The 17243-nt window shown below is 68.9% G+C and carries 23 protein-coding genes; 20 read left to right on the top strand and 3 right to left on the bottom strand.

What is annotated here, in order from left to right; translation table 11 throughout:
- Positions 1–19: 19 nt before the first annotated feature.
- The gene (locus ACFE65_RS10315; RefSeq protein WP_375382275.1) at positions 20–286 is read left to right on the top strand and encodes a transcriptional regulator; all 267 of its coding nucleotides are present in this window, start codon (positions 20–22) and stop codon (positions 284–286) included.
- A 57-nt stretch (positions 287–343) separates the two neighbouring features.
- Here ACFE65_RS10315 and ACFE65_RS10310 read toward each other — a convergent pair whose 3' ends face one another.
- A complete protein-coding gene (locus ACFE65_RS10310; RefSeq protein ID WP_375382274.1) occupies positions 344–589 on the bottom strand; it encodes a hypothetical protein in 246 nt (81 codons plus the stop codon).
- Positions 590–843: 254 nt separating this feature from the next.
- On the opposite strand from ACFE65_RS10310, the gene ACFE65_RS10305 reads away from it, so the two are divergent.
- The 14 genes from ACFE65_RS10305 (at position 844) to ACFE65_RS10240 (ending at position 8081) form a co-directional block, all read left to right on the top strand.
- Positions 844–1320, top strand: coding sequence for a helix-turn-helix domain-containing protein (locus ACFE65_RS10305; RefSeq protein ID WP_375382273.1), 477 nt, complete (start codon positions 844–846; stop codon positions 1318–1320).
- A 93-nt stretch (positions 1321–1413) separates the two neighbouring features.
- Positions 1414–1875, top strand: a complete 462-nt coding sequence (locus ACFE65_RS10300) for a hypothetical protein (protein ID WP_375382272.1) — start codon at positions 1414–1416, stop codon at positions 1873–1875.
- Positions 1872–2294 (top strand): XRE family transcriptional regulator, encoded by a 423-nt coding sequence (locus ACFE65_RS10295; RefSeq protein ID WP_375382271.1) that lies wholly within the window; start codon positions 1872–1874, stop codon positions 2292–2294. Before ACFE65_RS10300 ends, ACFE65_RS10295 begins: the two co-directional genes overlap by 4 nt.
- Positions 2291–2470, top strand: coding sequence for a hypothetical protein (locus ACFE65_RS10290; RefSeq protein ID WP_375382270.1), 180 nt, complete (start codon positions 2291–2293; stop codon positions 2468–2470). The genes ACFE65_RS10295 and ACFE65_RS10290 overlap by 4 nt, the downstream gene beginning before the upstream one ends.
- A 3-nt stretch (positions 2471–2473) precedes the next feature.
- Positions 2474–2731 (top strand): hypothetical protein, encoded by a 258-nt coding sequence (locus tag ACFE65_RS10285; protein ID WP_375382269.1) that lies wholly within the window; start codon positions 2474–2476, stop codon positions 2729–2731.
- Positions 2731–2973, top strand: coding sequence for an acyl carrier protein (locus ACFE65_RS10280; protein WP_375382268.1), 243 nt, complete (start codon positions 2731–2733; stop codon positions 2971–2973). Before ACFE65_RS10285 ends, ACFE65_RS10280 begins: the two co-directional genes overlap by 1 nt.
- A gap of 137 nt (positions 2974–3110) precedes the next feature.
- Entirely contained in the window at positions 3111–3299 is a 189-nt protein-coding gene (locus ACFE65_RS10275; RefSeq protein WP_375382267.1) for a hypothetical protein, read from the top strand.
- Positions 3296–3535, top strand: coding sequence for a DUF2312 domain-containing protein (locus ACFE65_RS10270; protein ID WP_375382266.1), 240 nt, complete (start codon positions 3296–3298; stop codon positions 3533–3535). The genes ACFE65_RS10275 and ACFE65_RS10270 overlap by 4 nt, the downstream gene beginning before the upstream one ends.
- A gap of 348 nt (positions 3536–3883) precedes the next feature.
- Complete coding sequence (locus ACFE65_RS10265; protein WP_375382265.1) at positions 3884–4264, top strand: hypothetical protein; 381 nt, start codon at positions 3884–3886, stop codon at positions 4262–4264.
- Complete coding sequence (locus tag ACFE65_RS10260; RefSeq protein WP_375382264.1) at positions 4261–6210, top strand: ParB/RepB/Spo0J family partition protein; 1950 nt, start codon at positions 4261–4263, stop codon at positions 6208–6210. The genes ACFE65_RS10265 and ACFE65_RS10260 overlap by 4 nt, the downstream gene beginning before the upstream one ends.
- 94 nt (positions 6211–6304) lie before the next feature.
- Positions 6305–6688: a hypothetical protein gene (locus ACFE65_RS10255; RefSeq protein ID WP_375382263.1), complete on the top strand. Its 384-nt coding sequence runs from the start codon at positions 6305–6307 to the stop codon at positions 6686–6688.
- A 60-nt stretch (positions 6689–6748) separates the two neighbouring features.
- Positions 6749–7378, top strand: coding sequence for a hypothetical protein (locus tag ACFE65_RS10250; RefSeq protein ID WP_375382262.1), 630 nt, complete (start codon positions 6749–6751; stop codon positions 7376–7378).
- Positions 7375–7848 (top strand): hypothetical protein, encoded by a 474-nt coding sequence (locus tag ACFE65_RS10245; RefSeq protein ID WP_375382297.1) that lies wholly within the window; start codon positions 7375–7377, stop codon positions 7846–7848. Before ACFE65_RS10250 ends, ACFE65_RS10245 begins: the two co-directional genes overlap by 4 nt.
- On the top strand, positions 7848–8081 hold the full coding sequence (locus ACFE65_RS10240) for a helix-turn-helix transcriptional regulator (protein ID WP_375382261.1): 234 nt from the start codon (positions 7848–7850) through the stop codon (positions 8079–8081). Before ACFE65_RS10245 ends, ACFE65_RS10240 begins: the two co-directional genes overlap by 1 nt.
- Positions 8082–8351: 270 nt before the next feature.
- On the opposite strand, the gene ACFE65_RS10235 is transcribed toward ACFE65_RS10240, so the two are convergent.
- On the bottom strand, positions 8352–9377 hold the full coding sequence (locus ACFE65_RS10235) for an NADP-dependent oxidoreductase (protein WP_375382260.1): 1026 nt from the start codon (positions 9375–9377) through the stop codon (positions 8352–8354).
- A gap of 88 nt (positions 9378–9465) precedes the next feature.
- Between ACFE65_RS10235 and ACFE65_RS10230 the strand changes: the two genes are divergently transcribed.
- Both ACFE65_RS10230 and ACFE65_RS10225 read left to right on the top strand, forming a co-directional pair.
- The gene (locus tag ACFE65_RS10230) at positions 9466–10014 is read left to right on the top strand and encodes a TetR/AcrR family transcriptional regulator (RefSeq protein WP_375382259.1); all 549 of its coding nucleotides are present in this window, start codon (positions 9466–9468) and stop codon (positions 10012–10014) included.
- Between the two features lie 353 nt (positions 10015–10367).
- On the top strand, positions 10368–10889 hold the full coding sequence (locus ACFE65_RS10225) for a DUF2141 domain-containing protein (protein WP_375382258.1): 522 nt from the start codon (positions 10368–10370) through the stop codon (positions 10887–10889).
- Between the two features lie 39 nt (positions 10890–10928).
- On the opposite strand, the gene ACFE65_RS10220 is transcribed toward ACFE65_RS10225, so the two are convergent.
- A complete protein-coding gene (locus ACFE65_RS10220) occupies positions 10929–12167 on the bottom strand; it encodes a CDP-alcohol phosphatidyltransferase family protein (RefSeq protein WP_375382257.1) in 1239 nt (412 codons plus the stop codon).
- A gap of 138 nt (positions 12168–12305) precedes the next feature.
- Between ACFE65_RS10220 and ACFE65_RS10215 the strand changes: the two genes are divergently transcribed.
- From ACFE65_RS10215 to ACFE65_RS10205, 3 genes are all read left to right on the top strand, one after another.
- Positions 12306–13424 (top strand): glycosyltransferase family 4 protein, encoded by a 1119-nt coding sequence (locus ACFE65_RS10215; protein ID WP_375382256.1) that lies wholly within the window; start codon positions 12306–12308, stop codon positions 13422–13424.
- The gene (locus ACFE65_RS10210) at positions 13421–14923 is read left to right on the top strand and encodes a lipopolysaccharide biosynthesis protein (protein WP_375382255.1); all 1503 of its coding nucleotides are present in this window, start codon (positions 13421–13423) and stop codon (positions 14921–14923) included. The genes ACFE65_RS10215 and ACFE65_RS10210 overlap by 4 nt, the downstream gene beginning before the upstream one ends.
- Before the next feature lie 120 nt (positions 14924–15043).
- Positions 15044–17227, top strand: coding sequence for a xanthine dehydrogenase family protein molybdopterin-binding subunit (locus ACFE65_RS10205; RefSeq protein ID WP_375382254.1), 2184 nt, complete (start codon positions 15044–15046; stop codon positions 17225–17227).
- Positions 17228–17243 lie beyond the last annotated feature (16 nt).

Here is a 17243-nt window from a genome sequence, read left to right as displayed (position 1 = left end):
ATGCCGTTATCTGCTGCGCATGGCGATCGAGCACGACTCAGATTCGGCCCTGGCACGGGCAGTTCGCGCGGCAAACTCGCAGTCGGCTTTCGGTCGCATTGTGGGACGACGGCAGTCGACCGTTCGTGAATGGCTGCTTGCCGGCCAAATGCCTGCCGACGACGAAATGGTGATCAAGGTCGAGACCGCGACCGGCATCAGCCGCCACGACCTCCGCCCGGACATCTACCCGCGCGACGACGCCCCCGCCGATCACGACGCCACCCGCATGGAGCCGGCACGATGAGCGCAGGCCCGTATCCCGACGACAGCGCCGATCGGAAGCGTTTGACGACCCCGGTCGTCAGATCGGAGGAAGTGGAAGACTTTCTGGCGCCAGCTCGCTCGCCCGCACGATCCATTGCGCCAACTGGTTTCGGGCGTGTTCGTGCGGGTCTGCGTCGCCTCTTTTCCGGAGAGCGTGATGCATGATGTCATGGATAGCGCCGAGGTCGCCCGCGTCGATGACATGCCGCTGTGCGAGTACACCGCACAGCTCGAGCATGCCCGCTGTGAGCGCCGCAACGTGAGCCGCCGTTTCCTCGTCCATTCCCGAGTTCCTGTCTGTGTTCGCACCACGACAGTAGCCGGACGGGGAGCGGCGTCCAGCCGCTCCCCCGAAGGCTTCTTCGCCATCACCGCCCTTCCCCCTCTCGGCCGCTCGCAGACCGGCCGGGCCTCGCCGCACCTGTGCACCGGGCGAGGACGCAGTCTGCGCGGACCATGTCGGACGGGTCGGCGCCGGTTTCCTCCCTGTGCCGGCGCCGGCTTTCGGATGGGCTCGTCATCATGCGGCGTTGCAGCATGATGCGCCCTCACATCCAGCGGCGTTTCCGCACGATCACCGACTCATCCGTACTCGAGGCGTTCGGCACCAGCCTGCGCACGATCCGCGAAGAGGATCGCGCTACCAACGCGGACCTCGCGCGCGTGCTCGGCCGGAGCAAGGCGACGATCGAGCGCTACATAGCCGGCGACCGCGCGATGCCGGCGACGACGCTCGTGCGCGGCTGTCAGGAATGGGACGGCCGCCTCGCCGATCGCGCGTTCGCGCTGGCGGGCATGCGCATCGTTCCGATCGAGAGCGTCGAAGGCACCGACGGCCAAGCGCTCGCCGATCTCTGCGACCTCGCCGCCCAACTCGCCGAGGCGCTCCAAGACGGCATCGTCACCGATGACGAGCGCGCGCGCATGGCGCCGACGGTCCGTCACGTCGTCGCCGAGCTCGGCCGGCTGCACCGGCTGAGCTGCACCCGTCTGTTCGCGCCCGACACCAGCTGACGCGCGGCCGCCCGCCGCTCCCGCCCACCACCGCTCGCCCGGCCCGTCGATCACGCGATCCACGGGGCGGGAAACTGCTGCCCGGAGACTGCCGTGTCCGACACCGCCGCCCTTTCCGACTTCCAGGCCACCGCTTCCAGGATAGAGGCGGATCTCGACGCGCTGGCGCTGCGGCTGCGCAGCATGGCCGCGCATCTCCATGCCGTCCGCGCCGTCGGCATGCTCCACGCCGCGGTGCGCGAGATCGGCGCCGCGATCGTCGAGGAGCAGCTGCGCCCCGCCGCCGCGCCGGCGGCCGACCTGCCGCTGACCGTCGAGGTCATCAGCCCCGGCGCCGATCGCGCGGACGCGCTGGTCGCGTCGATCCCGCCCGACGTGACCGCGCTCACCGACAGAGCCGCGGCGATGCGGCTCGGCGTGTCATACGACGCCGTCGGCAGCCGCATCGTCGGCGAGGTCTTTCGCCGCGGCGGCTGGCGGCAGAACGGTCATGGCTGGTGGTTCCGGTCCGACTGTTCCGCTGATTCCGTCGTCGCCTCGGCGCTCGGCCGATGATGCCGCCGATCACGCCCGGCGCGTACCTGAAGCAGCGCCGCTGCGCCGCGCTGCTATCGGTCGCCGACGCCGCCGCCCTGCTGCCGACCGACCCCGCGACGCCCGAGCACGAGCGGGTGTTGCAGCTCGAGCTGATCGAGGCGGACGCGCAGCCGATGACGCTGACGACGATCATGGCGCTGCGCGCGGTCTACCACTTCGACCTGGAGGTTCTTGGTCGCTTGGAGGCGATCGCGCAGGGGCAGGACCTGCCGGCGCCAAGCCTCTGCGGGGTGTGCGGCTGGGGCACGACGTACGACCAGCTTTACTGGCCGGCGCTCGGCCTCTGCCACGCCTGCTACACCGCGCTCGCGCCCGAGGACGTCGCCGCCCGCGTCGCCGAGCGCGCGCACCCCGCCTTCCGGAGCGCTGCCGCGTGAGCCCGCTCGATCGCACCGTCGAGCTGCTCAGCCGCTGGAGCCCGACGATCGGCACGGTCGCGATCGCGGCCGTGCTGCAGGCGCTCGACATGCACCCGGCCGCCGTCGCCGTCGGCCTCGCCGCCCTGATCTTCGCCCTCCTGGCGCTGATCGATACCACTGTCCCGAGGAGCTGACCCGTGATCCACCAGCCCATCGTCCCCGCGCGGCCCGAGCCGCTCGACCTCACGCCGTACCTGACCTCCGACGAGGCGCCGATCTCGCGCCATCCGATGGCGCGCCCCGCGCCCGCTGGCGTGCTCCACTCACTCGTACTCCATGCGCGCACCAAGGCCGTTCAGGACCGCCTGGAGGCGGCCATCTATGCCGCGGGCGCACTGCTCGTGGTGCTGATCGCGTCAGGCTACATCCGCGCCGCGCTGGCGGGCCGGCTGTGATGGCCGCCACCACCCGCGACCAGCTGGTCGACATCGTGACGGACGCGCTCGGCTGCGAGCCCGCCACCGTGACCGATGCCGCCACGATGGCGACGCTCGGCGCCGACAGCGTCGACGTGATCGAGATCGTGATGCGCGCGGAGGACGAGTGCGCCGTCACCATCACCGATCAGGAAGCGGAGGGGCTCTCCACCTTCGGCGACCTCGTCGCCATCGTCGAGCGCAAGCGGGTGCCGGCGTGAGCCGGTGGGCCTTCTGGCGGCGCCCGCAGATACGCGATGTCCGTGGCCCGTGCGGAAGCTGGCGCGCGGGTGATCTTGCCGTCTGTCTCAGGAGCGACTGGCATGTGACATGCCCGCACAACCCGCAGGTCGGAGACGTGCTCCGGGTCGTCCAGGTCGACGAGGAACCGATCGAAGGCCTTCTGACGCGCTATCTCGCGTTTGAGCGGATGCCGGTGGATCATGCATGGGTTGCCCGCGCCTTCCGCAAGGCGGTCCACGACGACCGCCCCGCGTCGGCTGATTTCCACCTTACGAGCCAACAGCACGACCAGGTGCCGGCATGACCGACAACGTCTCCGCGGAGCAGCTGCGCCAGTTCATCGAGCGGATCGAGCGTCTCGAGGAAGAGAAGCGCGGGCTGCAGGACGACATCAAGGACACGTACGCCGAGGCGAAGTCCACCGGCTTCGACGCGAAGACGATGCGCTCGATCGTCCGCCTGCGCCGCATGGAGAAGCACCACCGCGACGAGGCGGACGCGCTGCTCGAGACGTACCGCACCGCGCTGGGGCTGGCGTGATGACGTTGTTCGAGGTCATCCGCGCCCGCCGGCCGAGTGACGCGCGGCGCGTCCTGTACCGCCTCACGCCTTTCGGGGCACGCCCCGCTACGCGTTGGGAGCAGATCAGGTATCGCATACGCAAGGCGCTGGGCTGGTGACTGCGCCCGACCTCTTCGGCCCGCGCCCGCCCGCCGATCGGCGAGTGCTGATGCACGTCGTCGACTCTGGCTCGTTCCCTGACGGGAAAGGCGCCGGCCGCTTCCGCTGCCGTCGGTGCGGGCACGACACCGGCTGGATCTATGCCGGACGCGGACAGGTGCGGCGTGGAATCGCTTGCCCAACCTGTAACACGCAGGCTGCGGCGTCATGAAGCTCCCGGCCGAGTTCTACAATCGCCCGACCAGCACGAGCCGCGCCGTTATGGCGGGCTGTTTCATCTGCGGCGGCATGGACGCGATCTGGACCGGCCCGAACGCCCAAGGCGTGGCCGCCCGCCACCATGACGCGACCCGGCACCAGACCTGGTGCGATGTCGCCATGATGATCCGGTACGGCCGCGAGGCCGCCGACGATCGCCAGACCGACATCGAGGCGGCGATCGCCGCCAGTTCGGGGGAGCGGCCGGGTTCGCTCCCCCTCTCCGATCCCGACGCGCCGGCGGTGTCCACCGCCGACGTGAGCGCACCCAGGGCCGCCCAGTCGAGACATCTGCGCTCGCGGCCGAAGCCGGAGAACACCCTATCATGAACGCACACACCACCATCGCCAAGCCCCGCGGCCGTGCAGCCAAGGCCGCACCACCACCCGCGGCGGCCAGCAAGCCCGGTACCGGCATCTGGACCGACCAGCGGACGGAGCACCTGCGGACGTTCTGGGAGGCGGGCCACTCCGCTGGCCAGATCGCAGAGAAGCTCGGCGGCATCACGCGGAACGCCGTGATCCGCAAGGCGCACCAGCTGGACTTACAGGCCCGCCCCGAATCGCCGGTCGCCACGGCCGCGGAAGCGCCGCGGGCGCCGAACAGCATCGTCCCTTCGTCACCCGAGCCGATCCCGCTACGCCTGTTGCGCCGCGCGACCGAGAACGTCCGCCACACGCGGATCGACGAGGACATCGAGCAGCTCGCGGATGACATCGAGGCGCACGGCCTGCTCCAGTCGCTGATCGGCTATCGCGATTCATTCGAGCCCACGTGCATCGAGATCGTCGGGGGCGGTCGCCGCCTCCAGGCTCTGCGCATCCTGCGCAGTCGCGCGCTGCTCGACGACGACTTCCCGGTGCCGGTGCTGATCCGCGACCAGGACGACGCGATCGAGCTGTCGCTCGCCGAGAACCTGCAGCAGCGCACCATGTCGCCGGTCGACGAGTTCTTCGCCTTCCAGGCACTGATGGAGCGCGGGACACAATCCACCGCCGACCTCGCGAAGCGATTCGGCTTCAAGGAACGGATCATCAAGCAGCGCCTCCGGCTTGCCCAGCTGGACAGCGAGATCCTGGATGCCCTCGCTGCGCGCGAGCTGACCCTCGACGCAGCGATGGCGTACGCGACGACCTCTGACCGGCACGTCCAACGCGACACCTTCAAGAAGCTGGCGAAGAAGCGGCACGGCGCGGGCAAGTCCAGCGCCGACGAGATCAGGCATGCGATCTCCACCGACACTCAGACTGAAGCATGGCCGCTGTTCAAGTTCGTCAGCAGGCGCATCTACGAGCGCGAGGGCGGCGGCTACGAGGAAGGCCTGTTCGACATCGACGCTGCCGCGGACGGGAAGCGGCGCCTGGACAATGCCTTCATCGTCGTCACCCAGGCGCACCAACTGATCGACTTCCAGATGCTGCGGCTCCTGCCGCAATGGGCCGACGAGCTGGAGCTAGGCGATCAGGTCACCGGCTTCGTAAAGGTGAAGGACCTGACCTTCGGCAAATACGCGATGGCGTATCACGGCATCGATAAGCAGGCTCCCAACGGCTACGCTTGGGTCGGGAACGACTACAATCCCGATCGCGTCGCGCGGATGCTCAAGACGATCCGAAACAACCGCATCCTCGTTCAGCTCCCGGTGGGGGTGAATGACGACGGCGAGCTGATCCGCATCACGAAGGGGTTCTTCGTACCCAAGGATCAGGTCCGCGCGATCGATCCGCCGGTGGAGCAGTCGGTCGCCTACCACCATCCGACGTCGGAAGAACGGGCGGCTGTCGAGCGCGCGGCGGCGATCGCCAGGCACGCACGCCGGCTCGCCGTCGGCCCCTTTGCCGGCACCCCGTTCAAAGGCCGTGCCTTGTGGATTGTCGGTGGCTCAGAAGGCCGCGCCGGTGTTCATGACGGCGCCGCCGGCTGGTTCGTGCCGATCAACATCTTCGTCAGCGACGCCGCAATCGCGGCGCAGGCCGCGGCGGCCGCGGAACTGGTCGACCAGGAGCAGCAGGAGCAGCTCGCCGCGCAGCAGCGCGCCGACCAGCTGAGCGCGATGGAGCCTCCGGCGATCGTCGTCGTCGACGGACTGCCATGGGAGCGCGGCGACGACGGCGCATACTCGCCGATCGACGAGCTCGAGGAAGGTTGGTTCAGTAGCTGGACCGACCTTGTCACCAATCTCGAACCTGCCGAGCTGGGCGCCACTTTCGCCACTCGCGAGGCCTTCGACGAGGCGATAGCCGGCGCGATCGCGGCCGACGAGGTCCCGGTATGAGCGCGCTGCCAACGGTGCCCGCCCCGCCCTGATCCGAGATCCCGAGGCGGGCCGGGTGTTCGGTTCAGTCCGTCGACGCAGCTGGGAGAAACGCATGTTCCTGGCACTTCTGGCGATCGCCGCCGCGATCGTCTTCGCAACCATGAAGGTAAGCACAATGGCTACTGCAATCGAAGACCTGACGAACGAAGTCCAGAAGGCCACCACGGTCGCCGCCAGCGCGGTAGCGCTGATCACCGGCTTGGCAGGCCATCTCCGCGAGAACGCCGACGATCCCGACGCTATCGAGGCGCTCGCGGCTCAGCTCGACCAGTCGACGGCTTCGCTGTCGACCGCCGTCGCAGCGAACACCCCCGCACAGCCGGCTCCGACGACCGATACTGCCCTGCCAACCACAGACGCGGCCCAATCCGCCGAAGTGACGGCAGACCCGGTGGAAGACCCTGCGCCGGCGGCATCCCCCGGGCCGACAGCCTGACACCAACAGCGGCGGGGGCGTCCACCGACGTCCCCGCCCTCTCATCCCAGGACCATACCGATGACTGATATCACGGAAGCGCCAGCCGAAACCGTGACGATCGCCAAGCTGCGCGAAAGCGACGACTGGTGGGAGATCAAACGGCAGGACGGATGGACTTTCGGCCTACCCAAGTCGCACGGCATCACGCCGAACGTCGGCGACACGGTCGACCTATGGGGCCGCGGCGTCGGGTCTCCCATCCGCGGCATCCGGATCGCTGGTCAAGTGGCGTTCTACCGCACCGCCACCGAGGACGATCAACACCACGACGAGCAGACGTATGGCCAAGATGCAGCCGACTATCTCCGCAAGTGGGACGAGAAGGGTTATGCTTGGTCCATCGCCATGGGCGGGCTCGGTCCGGGATACGAGCAAGCGCTCCAGCTCGCGATGTTTGAGGCTCTGCGGATCGGACTAGATCCTGCGCTCACCCTCGATCACGAAAGCTTCGGCGCCAACGCTCGCGTCCAGCGTCTCGGGCTCTCCGGAGCACAGGCTGGTGCCGCGATGAACTTGGCGCGTGCTATCGCTGCGAAAGGGCCGATCGCGACGATCAAACTGGCCCACGAGGAGCGGCGCATACAGGTGAGCGCGAACGCGCCGTCTCTCGCGGCGATCGACGCCGCCATCGTAGCGTGCCCAGCATGACCAAGTTCGCTGCCACGACCACCGTCAGCAGCAACGCGTCGCGCGAGGAGATCGAGCGGACGCTGATCCGCTACGGCGCCGATCAGTTCATGTACGGATGGCAGCACGACGCCGACATGACTGCCTTCCGCCTCGGCGATCGGCAAATCCGCTTCATCCTGCCCATGCCGTCGAAGGCCGAGCGGCGCTTCACCCACCACAGCCGCGGCGAGCGGACGGCCGACGCCGCGCTCAAAGAGTGGGAACAGGCGGTGCGCCAGCGCTGGCGCGCGCTCGTGCTGGTCATCAAGGCCAAGCTCGAAGCCGTAGAGAGTGGCATCAGCGCACTCGAGGACGAGTTCCTGGCGAACATCGTTCTGCCCGACGGCGGTACCGCCGGCGCCTGGATGCGGCCGCAGATCGCCGAGGCGTACCGGATCGGCGCTATGCCGGAGCTGCTGCCGATTCTGCCGGCGCCAGGGACGCCGTAATGGCCAGCACCGCCGCAGCAGCAAAAAAGCTCGGCCGCCCGGCCGGCGCGGGCCGCTTCCTCCGCATCGATGATGTGATCGCTTCGACCGGCCTCAGCCGGCCGACGATCTACCGGCTGATCCGTCGGGAGGCGTTTCCGGACAGGGTCGCGCTCACGACCAGGTGCGTCGGATGGTGGGAAGCCGACATCAATTCATGGCTTCACGAGAGGCGCGCCCTCCTCTCGGCCTAATCGGTGCGGGGCACGCTTGGGGGCACGGCACCGCCCACGGCACCGGAAGATAATAAGAAAACATCGGGAGTACAAAGGCATGTCTAAGAACGGTACGATAGTCACTCCCTCCGCCACGCGGCCGACACGTGGATCCTCTGGGCAATGGCGTCGGACAAGTACCCACCGCGGGAGCACCCTCCGTCGATCGATGCCTCGATATCGGCAGCGGAGCGATCGAGATCGGCGCGAGCGAGGCGAACGTATCCTGTGGCGATGGGCATGGTTGCATCATCCCGGGGTGACGGTCAGCACGATCTTGCCTTGGATACCACCACGGGCAGCACGCTCGTGCGCTTGTGCCGCCTCGGCGAGCGGGAAGCGGCTGTCGATCACCACGCGGATGGTCCCGCTATCGAGCAGCCGGCCGATCTTCGCAAGCTGCGCGCCGCCGGAACGGACCTGCACCGACGACACCATCACGCCAAGGCTATCGGCCTCGTCCTGCCCGTCGAACCCCAGCGGAAAGACCGGAAACAGCGCACCACCGGGCTTGAGCGTGCGCAGGAAGCAGCGGGTATCCGGGCCGCCCACCGCGTCCACCACGAGATCAACGTCGCGCACGACCTCATCGGCCGCGACCTTGCCATAGTCGATGAACTCGTCGGCCCCCAGGTCGCGCAGCAGCGCCTCGTTCTTGCCCGACGCGACCGCGATGACGCGCGCTCCCTGCCATTTGGCGAGCTGGACGGCGAGATGGCCGACCCCGCCCGCCGCGCCGTTGACGAGGACCGTCCTGCCGTCGAGCGGCACCGGCACGTGGCGGTGGGGCTGGACCGGATTGGGCTCGTCATGGCCGACATCGATCAGGAACTGCCACGCCGTCAGGAGCGACATGGGAGCGGCTGCGGCATGAAGGTGCTCGATGCCGGGGGGCTTCAACGCAAGCTGCGCGGCGGGCACGCTGACGAACTCGGCATAGGCTCCGGCGCCGTCCATACCCCGCTCGGGAAAGCGGACCATCGAATAGACCGCGTCGCCGACGGCGAAGCCCTCGACATCGTCCGCGATCGCCGCGACGACGCCCGACACGTCGGTGCCGAGGATGATCGGGAAGGCGGGGGTCGGCCGCCATGCCTGCGGCAGCGCCTTCATGCCATCGCGAAGGTACCAGTCGGGCGGGTTGATCCCGACCGCTGCGATGCGCACCAGCACCTCGCCCGTGGCGAGATCGGGACGCGGCGCATCCTCGTAGCGAAGCAGCTCTGGGCCGCCGAACGCGTGCAGGCGAACCGCCTTCATTGTCTGTGTCGACATTGTTTCTTCCTTCGGGCGAGCCGCTTTGCTAATACGGAACACCGACCCGCATATCCGGAGCGGTGTTCCGCTTGTCAAGTTGAGGGCCATGCGCGCCGACGCAAAGAAGAACTACGACCAGATCCTCGGCGTCGCGCGCGACCTGCTGGCGACCGGAGGCGCGGACGCGTCCTTGCGCGACGTCGCGCGCACGGCCGGCGTGGGGCTCGGCACGATGTACCGGCACTTCCGGACCCGCGAGGCGCTGCTCGAAGCCTTGCTTCGCACCAGCTTCGACCGGCTCGGCATCCGGGCGGGCGAGCTTGAACGAACCGGTTCGAGCGACGCCGCTCTGGTGGCGTGGCTCCGCGAGGTCATCGCGCTCGCCCACAGATACAGCGGTGCGATCAGGTCCATGGTGGCGGCAATCGAGGACGAGGACTCCGCGCTGCATGCGTCCTGCGTCGCGATGAAGGACGCCGGTACGCGGCTCCTGCTCCGCGCCCAAGCCGAAGGAACGGTGCGCTCCGATCTCGACGGCGCCGACCTGTTCGCGCTGGTGGGAGCGCTCGCGTGGGTCACCGATCAGCCCGTGCTGACCCAGCGCTCCGACCATATCTTCATGATCATCACGGATGCGATCCTGGCCAAGCCATGAGCCGGGGTCCTAACGGGTCGTCTCTTTCGGTAAGCCTCGGTTCGTCATGGGCGTGACGCACTTCCACATCCGGGATGGCAAGATCATCGACGAGTGGGCGGTGTATGACGAGCTGTCGATGCTGGCGCAGATCAAGCTGGCGACGATGTAGGAGGGCTCGCAAACGCCTTCCCTGCTCCCGGACGTTGCCCAAGGCGCAGCCGTGCCGGCTTCGTTCGGGTGTTGCGGGTCGCCCGCTGTTCTTTGGGCGCCGCCTGCACTAGGTGTCCGGCTCGATTGATGGGTGTTGCGGGTGACCGAGCGTCATGACCGGGCATCGGACACCAGCGGTGTCAGTGCGAGGATCATGGCGAATGACGATGACGACTAGGCTTGGCGGCGCGCTCGCGGCCATGACGCTGGCCGCCAGCCTGATGACAACGGTCGGGATTGGGATTGTCGCGGTGCCCGCCTTTGCGTCGGCGCCCGTTGCGGATGCCGATGGCTGTACCGGGCCGGCCAGCGACGTGCGGCTGTTCGTCACGATCACCAACGTGCGCGCGGCGAAGGGCTTGGTCGCCGTCACGCTGTACGCCGACGACCGCCACAAGTTTCTCGCCCATCACGGATCGCTCTACGTGGGCCGGGTGCCGGCCGTCGCGCCGACGACGCGGATGTGCATCTATGTACCCGCGGATGGCGTCTATGCGCTCGCGGTCTATCACGACGAGGACGCCAACCGGAAGTTCAACCGCACCACGATCGGGCTGCCGGCAGAGGGTTACGGCTTCTCGAACAATCCCTCGACGTTTCTTGGGATGCCGTCGTTCACCTCGGTGCGAATGGTGGTGCCCCATTCGGGCGCACAGACGAGCGTGAGGCTGAAATACCCCTGACGCGGCGCCCATTCGGCTGCGATCACGGCCGGACGATTACTATTCGGCGCTGGCTAAGGTCTCGATCCCAGCCGATTTCGGCACGCTGCCGTGCAGCAATCCGGGTATCGCGGCCAGGATCAGGAACAGCCAGATCGTGCTGAAACCGGCGAGCAGCCATGACACCGTCCAGCCGGCGCCCGCGACGATGACGACACCGAAGAGGAATGCGAAGAAATCGCGACTCGTCATCGCGACCAGTGTTTCGGTTACCCGACGCTGCCACCCGGTCGGGAACCGCCGGCGATAGTAATGCTTGAGCACGTCGAGGCTGCCCGGCTGCCCGGCACGACGCGCGAGCCAACTAAGGAGCAGCATGCCTACCGAGGCGAACAGCACCACGATCCCGCCAACCAGCGCCTGCCGGGCACCGTAGAGGCGCGTCAGCGACACCGCTATGCCGACAAAATAGCCAAGGTTCGTCCCGACATCGACACGCGTGTCGAGCGTCGCGCCGGCGACGCTGGCGCGATAACTGGCGCGCGCGATCTCTCCGTCGACGCCGTCGAGGACGGAGGCGACTTGGAACAGCACTCCTCCCACGATCAGTCCGGTCCAGCCGCCGAACAGCAGCGCCGCCACCATCACGACGCCGACGGCGCCGACCATAAGCGTGACATGGGACGGGCGGACGCCCGGAACATGGATAAGCAGCGGTGCCGAAATCCGCTGCGAGATCGGGCGGTTGATCCAGCGCGACACCACGCCGTCGCTCGGCTTCGCGGTTGCACGGACCAACCGCCGGACGGCATCGGCGGGACAGGCGAGGTCGGTGACGGGTACGGCGACCGCGGAGGCGGAGTGGGTGGCGGTGAGCGTAGGCAGCGACATGGTCGTGGTGCCTGACGCGATCACGGGCGCGCCGTCCGACGTGGCGGCTATGCGAGGCTCGGCGAGCAACGCGCCGAGCGCTTCGGCGTCGGGGAGGTAACGCCCATCGGCAAGAAGCAACGGCCCGAGCGGCTGACTGGCAAGGAACGTATCGACCGCCGTGGCGTCGATCTGCAGGGCCATGCCGCTGACGCCGGCGCGCTCGAAATCGTCAAGCGTTGCCCGCCCCCAGCCCGACGTCACGCCGCCGATCAGGAAGGCTGGATCGCGCCCGCCCGCCGCGCGCGCCACCGCTGCCCAGCGCCCCGCCGCCGACATGCCCGCGACGCGATGTTCCGCCTCCACCACGTCGGGGAAGCTGACCAACAGCAGCGTGCCGGCGGCCACGCCGCGTACTCTCCATTCCATGCCGCGCTTAAAGACGAAAGAACGGGCAAAGACGAGGGCCAAAACGTCAGTCGTACGACATGACCTTGCTCGGCCTTGCATGCGGGCACTACAAGCGGGTGCGCGGACCCGCCGGATTCGGGCTGAAGGATGGCCTAATTGGCGGCACCGCTGATCTGTATCGACTCGCGTTACGTTCGTCGGCGCCCTAGCGGGATCGGCGAGGTCGTCCGCGCACTGATCGATCACGCGCCGGCTCTGGCGCCCGACGTGCGCTTCCTGCTCCTCAAACATCCCGACACGCAGGCGCGCCTTTCCGCCGCGCCCAACGTCACCGAGCGGGTCGTCCGGGCGGCGGCGAACGGGCCGGCGACGATGTGGTGGCTCGCGCGTGCGACGGACCTGACCGGGGTCGATCTGTTCCATGCCCCCGCCAACATCCAGCCCGCCGGCCTGGCGATGCCGGTCGTGACGACGATCCACGACGTGATGTGGCTTACCCATCCGCACTGGGCGGCGCGGCCAGGGTGGCGCGGCCGCGTGGACCGGGCCTTCTACGCTCACGGCATCCGGCGCGCGTTGCGGGCATCGCCCCGGATCGCGACGGTGAGCGCGGCCACGCGCGATGCGATCGCGACGATCGACCCGCGAGCGGCAGACCGGATGCGGATCACGCGATCCGGTGTGGCTCCGGCCTTCCATCCGCCCGCTGCCGGCGTCGTCTCGCCCAGGGGAGAACGCCGTTACGTCCTTACCGTCGGTCAAGCGGCTCCGTACAAGAACCACCGGGCGGCGCTGGACGCGTTCGCTGTAGCTTTCGCCGACCGGAACGACGTGGATCATGTCTTCGTCCAGCGTCAGGGCGCGGGCGCGGCCGCGTTGCTCGCGCAGGCGGCGGCGCTCGGATTAACGGGGCGGGTGCAAGTGATGACGGCGGTCGGACGCGACGAACTGATCGCGCTCTACGGGCATGCGCTCGCGCTCTGCCACCCTTCGCTGATCGAGGGCTTCGGCAACCCGCTCGCGGAGGCGATGGCGTGCGGCTGCCCGGTCGTGACCAGCGACGTATCGGCGATGCCCGAGGTGACCGGCGGTGCGGCGCTGCTCGCCGGCCCGTGCGACGTGCCGGCCATCGCCGCGGCGCTACGACGGGTCGCCGACGAGCCCCGGCTCGCGGCCATGTTACGCGAACGCGGGCTGCGCCGTGCCGCGGAACTGTCATGGCACGCCTTCGCCGCCGCCAACGTCGCCATCTATCGCGAGGTTCTTGGACGATGAGCCGCAGCGATCCCGAGAATGAAGACGACGCGCACCGGATGGTCGTGCGCGGGGCACTGGCGACGGGAGCCGGGTTCCTCGTCAAGCTGGGCGCGCGCCTCGGCTTCCTTCTCATCGCCGGGCGCCTGTTCGGTGCGGCGACGTTCGGCGCCTACAGCATCGGCGTCGCGGCGGTCGAAAGCGGCGTCGGGCTTGCCGGGCTGTCCCTCAAGAAGGTGATCTTCCAGCTTCTCGACGCCAACGTCGCCGCGGGGGAAACCCCGGCGACGCATGTCGTCGCGGATGCGGCCATGCTGGTGCTCCTGGCGAGCACAGCGCTGGCAGCCACGATCATGACGGTGACGGCGCTGGCGGCCGGGCACATCCCGTTCGAGGGCGCACCCGCCGCGCTGTTCTGGCTCGCGCCGATGATCGCGGGGCAGACGCTCGTCGACGTGATGCTCGCCGCAAGCCGCTGGCGGCACGCCATCCGCTACGAAGTGGTGGGTCGCAGCATCGTCGAGCCTTATACGCAGCTTGCCGTGGCGGCTGCCGGTTGGTGGGCGGGCGTTCCGGGCTGGGCGTTGATCGCCGGCTATTGGGCGGGCAATTTCGGCGTCAACGCCTATGCCCTGGCGGGGCTGAGGCGGTGTTTTGGGCCGCTCCAGCTCGCGAGCTACCGGCCGGAGCCGCGCCGACTGCTCGCCATCGCGCGGAGCCTGATCCCGAACACCGCGACCGACCTGTTGAGCGGCATCTACACGCGCGCCGACCTCTACATCGTGGGAGCATTGCTCGGCGCACGGTGGGCCGGCATCTACAGCATGGCGCAGCAGGTACGCACGCCGCTACGTCAGGTGCGGCAGAGTTTCGACGGGCTGCTGGTGCCTTTGGTCGCCCGCACGCTCGCGGAGCGCGGGCCGGCGGCGACGGCGCGGGCGATCGCGGCGGCGGTTCGCTTCCTGCTCGCGGTGCAGATGCCGTTCCTCCTCGCGATCGTCGCCTTCGGTCGACCGTTGCTCGGCGCGTTCGGCACGGGGTTCGAGCGGGGCTACGCCGCGCTGGCGCTGCTCGCCGCGGCGGAGGCGCTGCAGGGGAGCCTGGGATTGGGCGACCTGCTGTTCACCTATCTCCTGCCGGGCGCGGGGCTGCGGATGGCGGCGATCGCCTTCTCGGCGGGCATCGCGCTCGTGCTGCTGCTGACGCCGCTGCTCGGCATCGCGGGCGCGGCGGCGGCGATGCTGGTCGCGACGGTTTTGCAAGCCGCCCTGCGACGACGGACCTTGTCTGCCCGGCTCGCCCACCGCATGCCGGTCGCGTTCGGCGCGCCGCCGGTGCTTGCCGGCCTCGCCGCTCTCGGCATGACGCTGGTCCTGCGCGGGCCGGTGGCGACGATCCGCTTCACCCTGGCCGACGCGGCGTTGCTGGCGGCGGGGCTCGGCCTGTACGCGCTGTTGCTGGCCGGCTGGCTGCGGTGGTCAGGCGAGCGGCTGTCGATGACCGGGCTAAGCACGGGCTGAAGCGCACGCGACGGTCGCGGGCGCTGACCAGTTAATCCGGCGCACCTCAGATGACGGAGCGAGGACGCCGGCCCGTACGTTCGTCCCGCAACGATAGTCTGTGAGCGTGAGGATGATCGGATGAGCGCGATCCCTGATCCGGCCCGTGAGGGCGTCCGGGCGTCAAAGGCCGGACGGGTCGCGAGCACCGGCACGCCGCAGGAGCGGATCGACGGTCCGCTGAAGGTCTGCGGCATCGCGGACTTTCCCGGCGACATGATCCTGCCGGGCATGGCGCATGCGGCGCTGGCGGTCAGCGCGATCGCCAAGGGACGGATCACCGCCACCTACCGTGACGCCGCGCAGTCGATGCCGGGCGTCCTGCTGATCCTGACGCACGAAGAGGTTGGCGACGCGATCGGCCCAGTCGGCCACCTTATGGAGGGCGGTTGGGCGAATAGCAGCTGGCGACCGCTCGCCTCGCCCGACGTGCGCTATGCCGGTCAGATCGTCGCGCTGGTGGTCGCCGAGACGTCCGAGACGGCTGCGGCCGCCGCGGCCACGCTGCGCTTCAGCTATGCTGGCCAGTCTCCGGTCGCGTCGCTCGACGATCCGCGCTGCGCCACACAGCCGCTGGCGGAAGTGGATGCCGAGCACCACGATCGACGCAAGGGCGACTTCGACGCCGCACTCGCCCGCGCGGCAGTGCGGATTGACGGGCAATACACGACGCCCATACAGCATCACAACCCGATCGAGCTGCCGAGCACGACCTGCGTCTGGGAGGACGATCGACTGACCGTGTTCGAGCCGACCCGCTACATCGTCGCGGCCCAGCATGGCCTCGCGGCCCAGCTCGGTCTCCAGCCCGGACAGGTCCGCGTGATCGCCCACTTCATCGGCGGCCATTTCGGCTCCAAGCTCGCCCTGTCGCAGCACACCGCGATCTGCGCGCTGGCGGCACGCCGGCTCGGCCGTCCGGTCAGGCTGGAGGTCAGCCGCCGCGATCAGTTCACCGTCGCGAACCACCGTACGGAGACCCGGCATCGCGTCCGCCTGGGGGCTGCCCGCGACGGCAGGCTGCTGGCGGTCGGTCACGATGCCGCGACCGTGACGTCGCGCTTCGACCGTTTCGCCATGGAGGGCACCGACGTTTCCACCGCGCTGTACGCCGCCGAGGCGGTCGCGGGAGAGGAACGGCTCGGGCGGGTGGACCGCAACACGCCGGGCCCGATGCGAGCACCGCCGGAAATGCCGTTCCTCTTCGCCATGGAGAGCGCGATGGACGAACTGGCTCACGCGCTTGACATCGACCCGATCGACCTCAGGCGGCGCAACGACGTGGCCGCCGATCCGGTGACGAACAAGCCCTTCACGACCCGCCCGCTGATGCGATGCTTCGATGCGGCGGCGGAGGCGTTCGGCTGGTCCGCCCGCTCTCCGCGACCGCGTGCCCGGCTGCGTGACGGTTGGTGGATCGGCCACGGCTGCGCGGCGGCGGCGCGGCCGGTGAAGATCGCGCCGGCGACGCTGCGGATCGTCCAGGACGCCGCGGGCGACGTGCGGATCGAGACCGCGCATCACGAGATCGGGAACGGGCTGTACACGCTGTTGGCGACGATCGCCTCGGAGCAACTGAATGTCCCGCTCGACCGGGTCACCGTGGCGCTGGGCGACACGGGTCTGCCGCCAGCCGGAATATCCGGCGGCTCGTCCACCACGACCACGCTGGCGAACGCATTGGGCGATGCGTGTACCGCGTTGCTGCAGCAACCCCACGGCGTGCGGGAGGTGTCGTTCGACTATGCGCCACCGGGTGCAAGCGGCGAGGCCTTCGACGAGCTGCGGGCTGGGCACATCAAGCTGCTGACCCTGCCCAAGGACAGACTGGCATGGGCGTTTGGCGCGCACATGATCGAGGCGCACGTCCATGCCGCGACGGGCGAGGTTCGCGTCGTGCGCCATGTGGGCGCGTTCGCGGCGGGACGCATCCTCAACCCGCTGACCGCGCGCAGCCAGTATCTGGGCGGCATGGCCTGGGGAGTGAGTTCGGCGCTGCTGGAGAGGACCGAGGTGGATGCCCGCACCGGCGTCTACGTCAACCGCGACCTTGCGGACTATCTCGTCCCCACGGCGGCCGACATTGCCGAGCAGGTGGTGGTCATGGTGGCTGACCCGGACCCGATGGTGAACAAGGAGGGCGTAAAGGGGCGGGGCGAGATCGGCATCATCGGCGTCGCCGCCGCGGTTGCCAACGCCGTCTTCAACGCGACAGGCGTGCGCGTGCGGGATCTGCCGATCAGGGTCGAGATGCTGCTTGCTTGATGGCCACTCTTCCAGA

This window comes from uncultured Sphingomonas sp. (genome assembly GCF_964237335.1).
In the GTDB taxonomy this organism is placed as follows: domain Bacteria; phylum Pseudomonadota; class Alphaproteobacteria; order Sphingomonadales; family Sphingomonadaceae; genus Sphingomonas.
Note: the sequence above shows the minus strand (reverse complement) of the source record. Positions and strands in the feature narration are given on the sequence as shown.

Bases quoted from the DNA above. Each gene is read 5' to 3' on its own strand.
- ACFE65_RS10315 (WP_375382275.1), top strand. From the start codon at position 20: ATGGCGATCGAGCACGACTCAGATTCGGCCCTGGCACGGGCAGTTCGC.
- ACFE65_RS10310 (WP_375382274.1), bottom strand. From the start codon at position 589: ATGGACGAGGAAACGGCGGCTCACGTTGCGGCGCTCACAGCGGGCATG.
- ACFE65_RS10305 (WP_375382273.1), top strand. From the start codon at position 844: ATGATGCGCCCTCACATCCAGCGGCGTTTCCGCACGATCACCGACTCA.
- ACFE65_RS10295 (WP_375382271.1), top strand. From the start codon at position 1,872: ATGATGCCGCCGATCACGCCCGGCGCGTACCTGAAGCAGCGCCGCTGC.
- ACFE65_RS10280 (WP_375382268.1), top strand. From the start codon at position 2,731: ATGGCCGCCACCACCCGCGACCAGCTGGTCGACATCGTGACGGACGCG.
- ACFE65_RS10270 (WP_375382266.1), top strand. From the start codon at position 3,296: ATGACCGACAACGTCTCCGCGGAGCAGCTGCGCCAGTTCATCGAGCGG.
- ACFE65_RS10265 (WP_375382265.1), top strand. From the start codon at position 3,884: ATGAAGCTCCCGGCCGAGTTCTACAATCGCCCGACCAGCACGAGCCGC.
- ACFE65_RS10260 (WP_375382264.1), top strand. From the start codon at position 4,261: ATGAACGCACACACCACCATCGCCAAGCCCCGCGGCCGTGCAGCCAAG.
- ACFE65_RS10255 (WP_375382263.1), top strand. From the start codon at position 6,305: ATGTTCCTGGCACTTCTGGCGATCGCCGCCGCGATCGTCTTCGCAACC.
- ACFE65_RS10250 (WP_375382262.1), top strand. From the start codon at position 6,749: ATGACTGATATCACGGAAGCGCCAGCCGAAACCGTGACGATCGCCAAG.
- ACFE65_RS10245 (WP_375382297.1), top strand. From the start codon at position 7,375: ATGACCAAGTTCGCTGCCACGACCACCGTCAGCAGCAACGCGTCGCGC.
- ACFE65_RS10240 (WP_375382261.1), top strand. From the start codon at position 7,848: ATGGCCAGCACCGCCGCAGCAGCAAAAAAGCTCGGCCGCCCGGCCGGC.
- ACFE65_RS10235 (WP_375382260.1), bottom strand. From the start codon at position 9,377: ATGTCGACACAGACAATGAAGGCGGTTCGCCTGCACGCGTTCGGCGGC.
- ACFE65_RS10230 (WP_375382259.1), top strand. From the start codon at position 9,466: ATGCGCGCCGACGCAAAGAAGAACTACGACCAGATCCTCGGCGTCGCG.
- ACFE65_RS10225 (WP_375382258.1), top strand. From the start codon at position 10,368: ATGACGATGACGACTAGGCTTGGCGGCGCGCTCGCGGCCATGACGCTG.
- ACFE65_RS10220 (WP_375382257.1), bottom strand. From the start codon at position 12,167: ATGGAATGGAGAGTACGCGGCGTGGCCGCCGGCACGCTGCTGTTGGTC.
- ACFE65_RS10210 (WP_375382255.1), top strand. From the start codon at position 13,421: ATGAGCCGCAGCGATCCCGAGAATGAAGACGACGCGCACCGGATGGTC.
- ACFE65_RS10205 (WP_375382254.1), top strand. From the start codon at position 15,044: ATGAGCGCGATCCCTGATCCGGCCCGTGAGGGCGTCCGGGCGTCAAAG.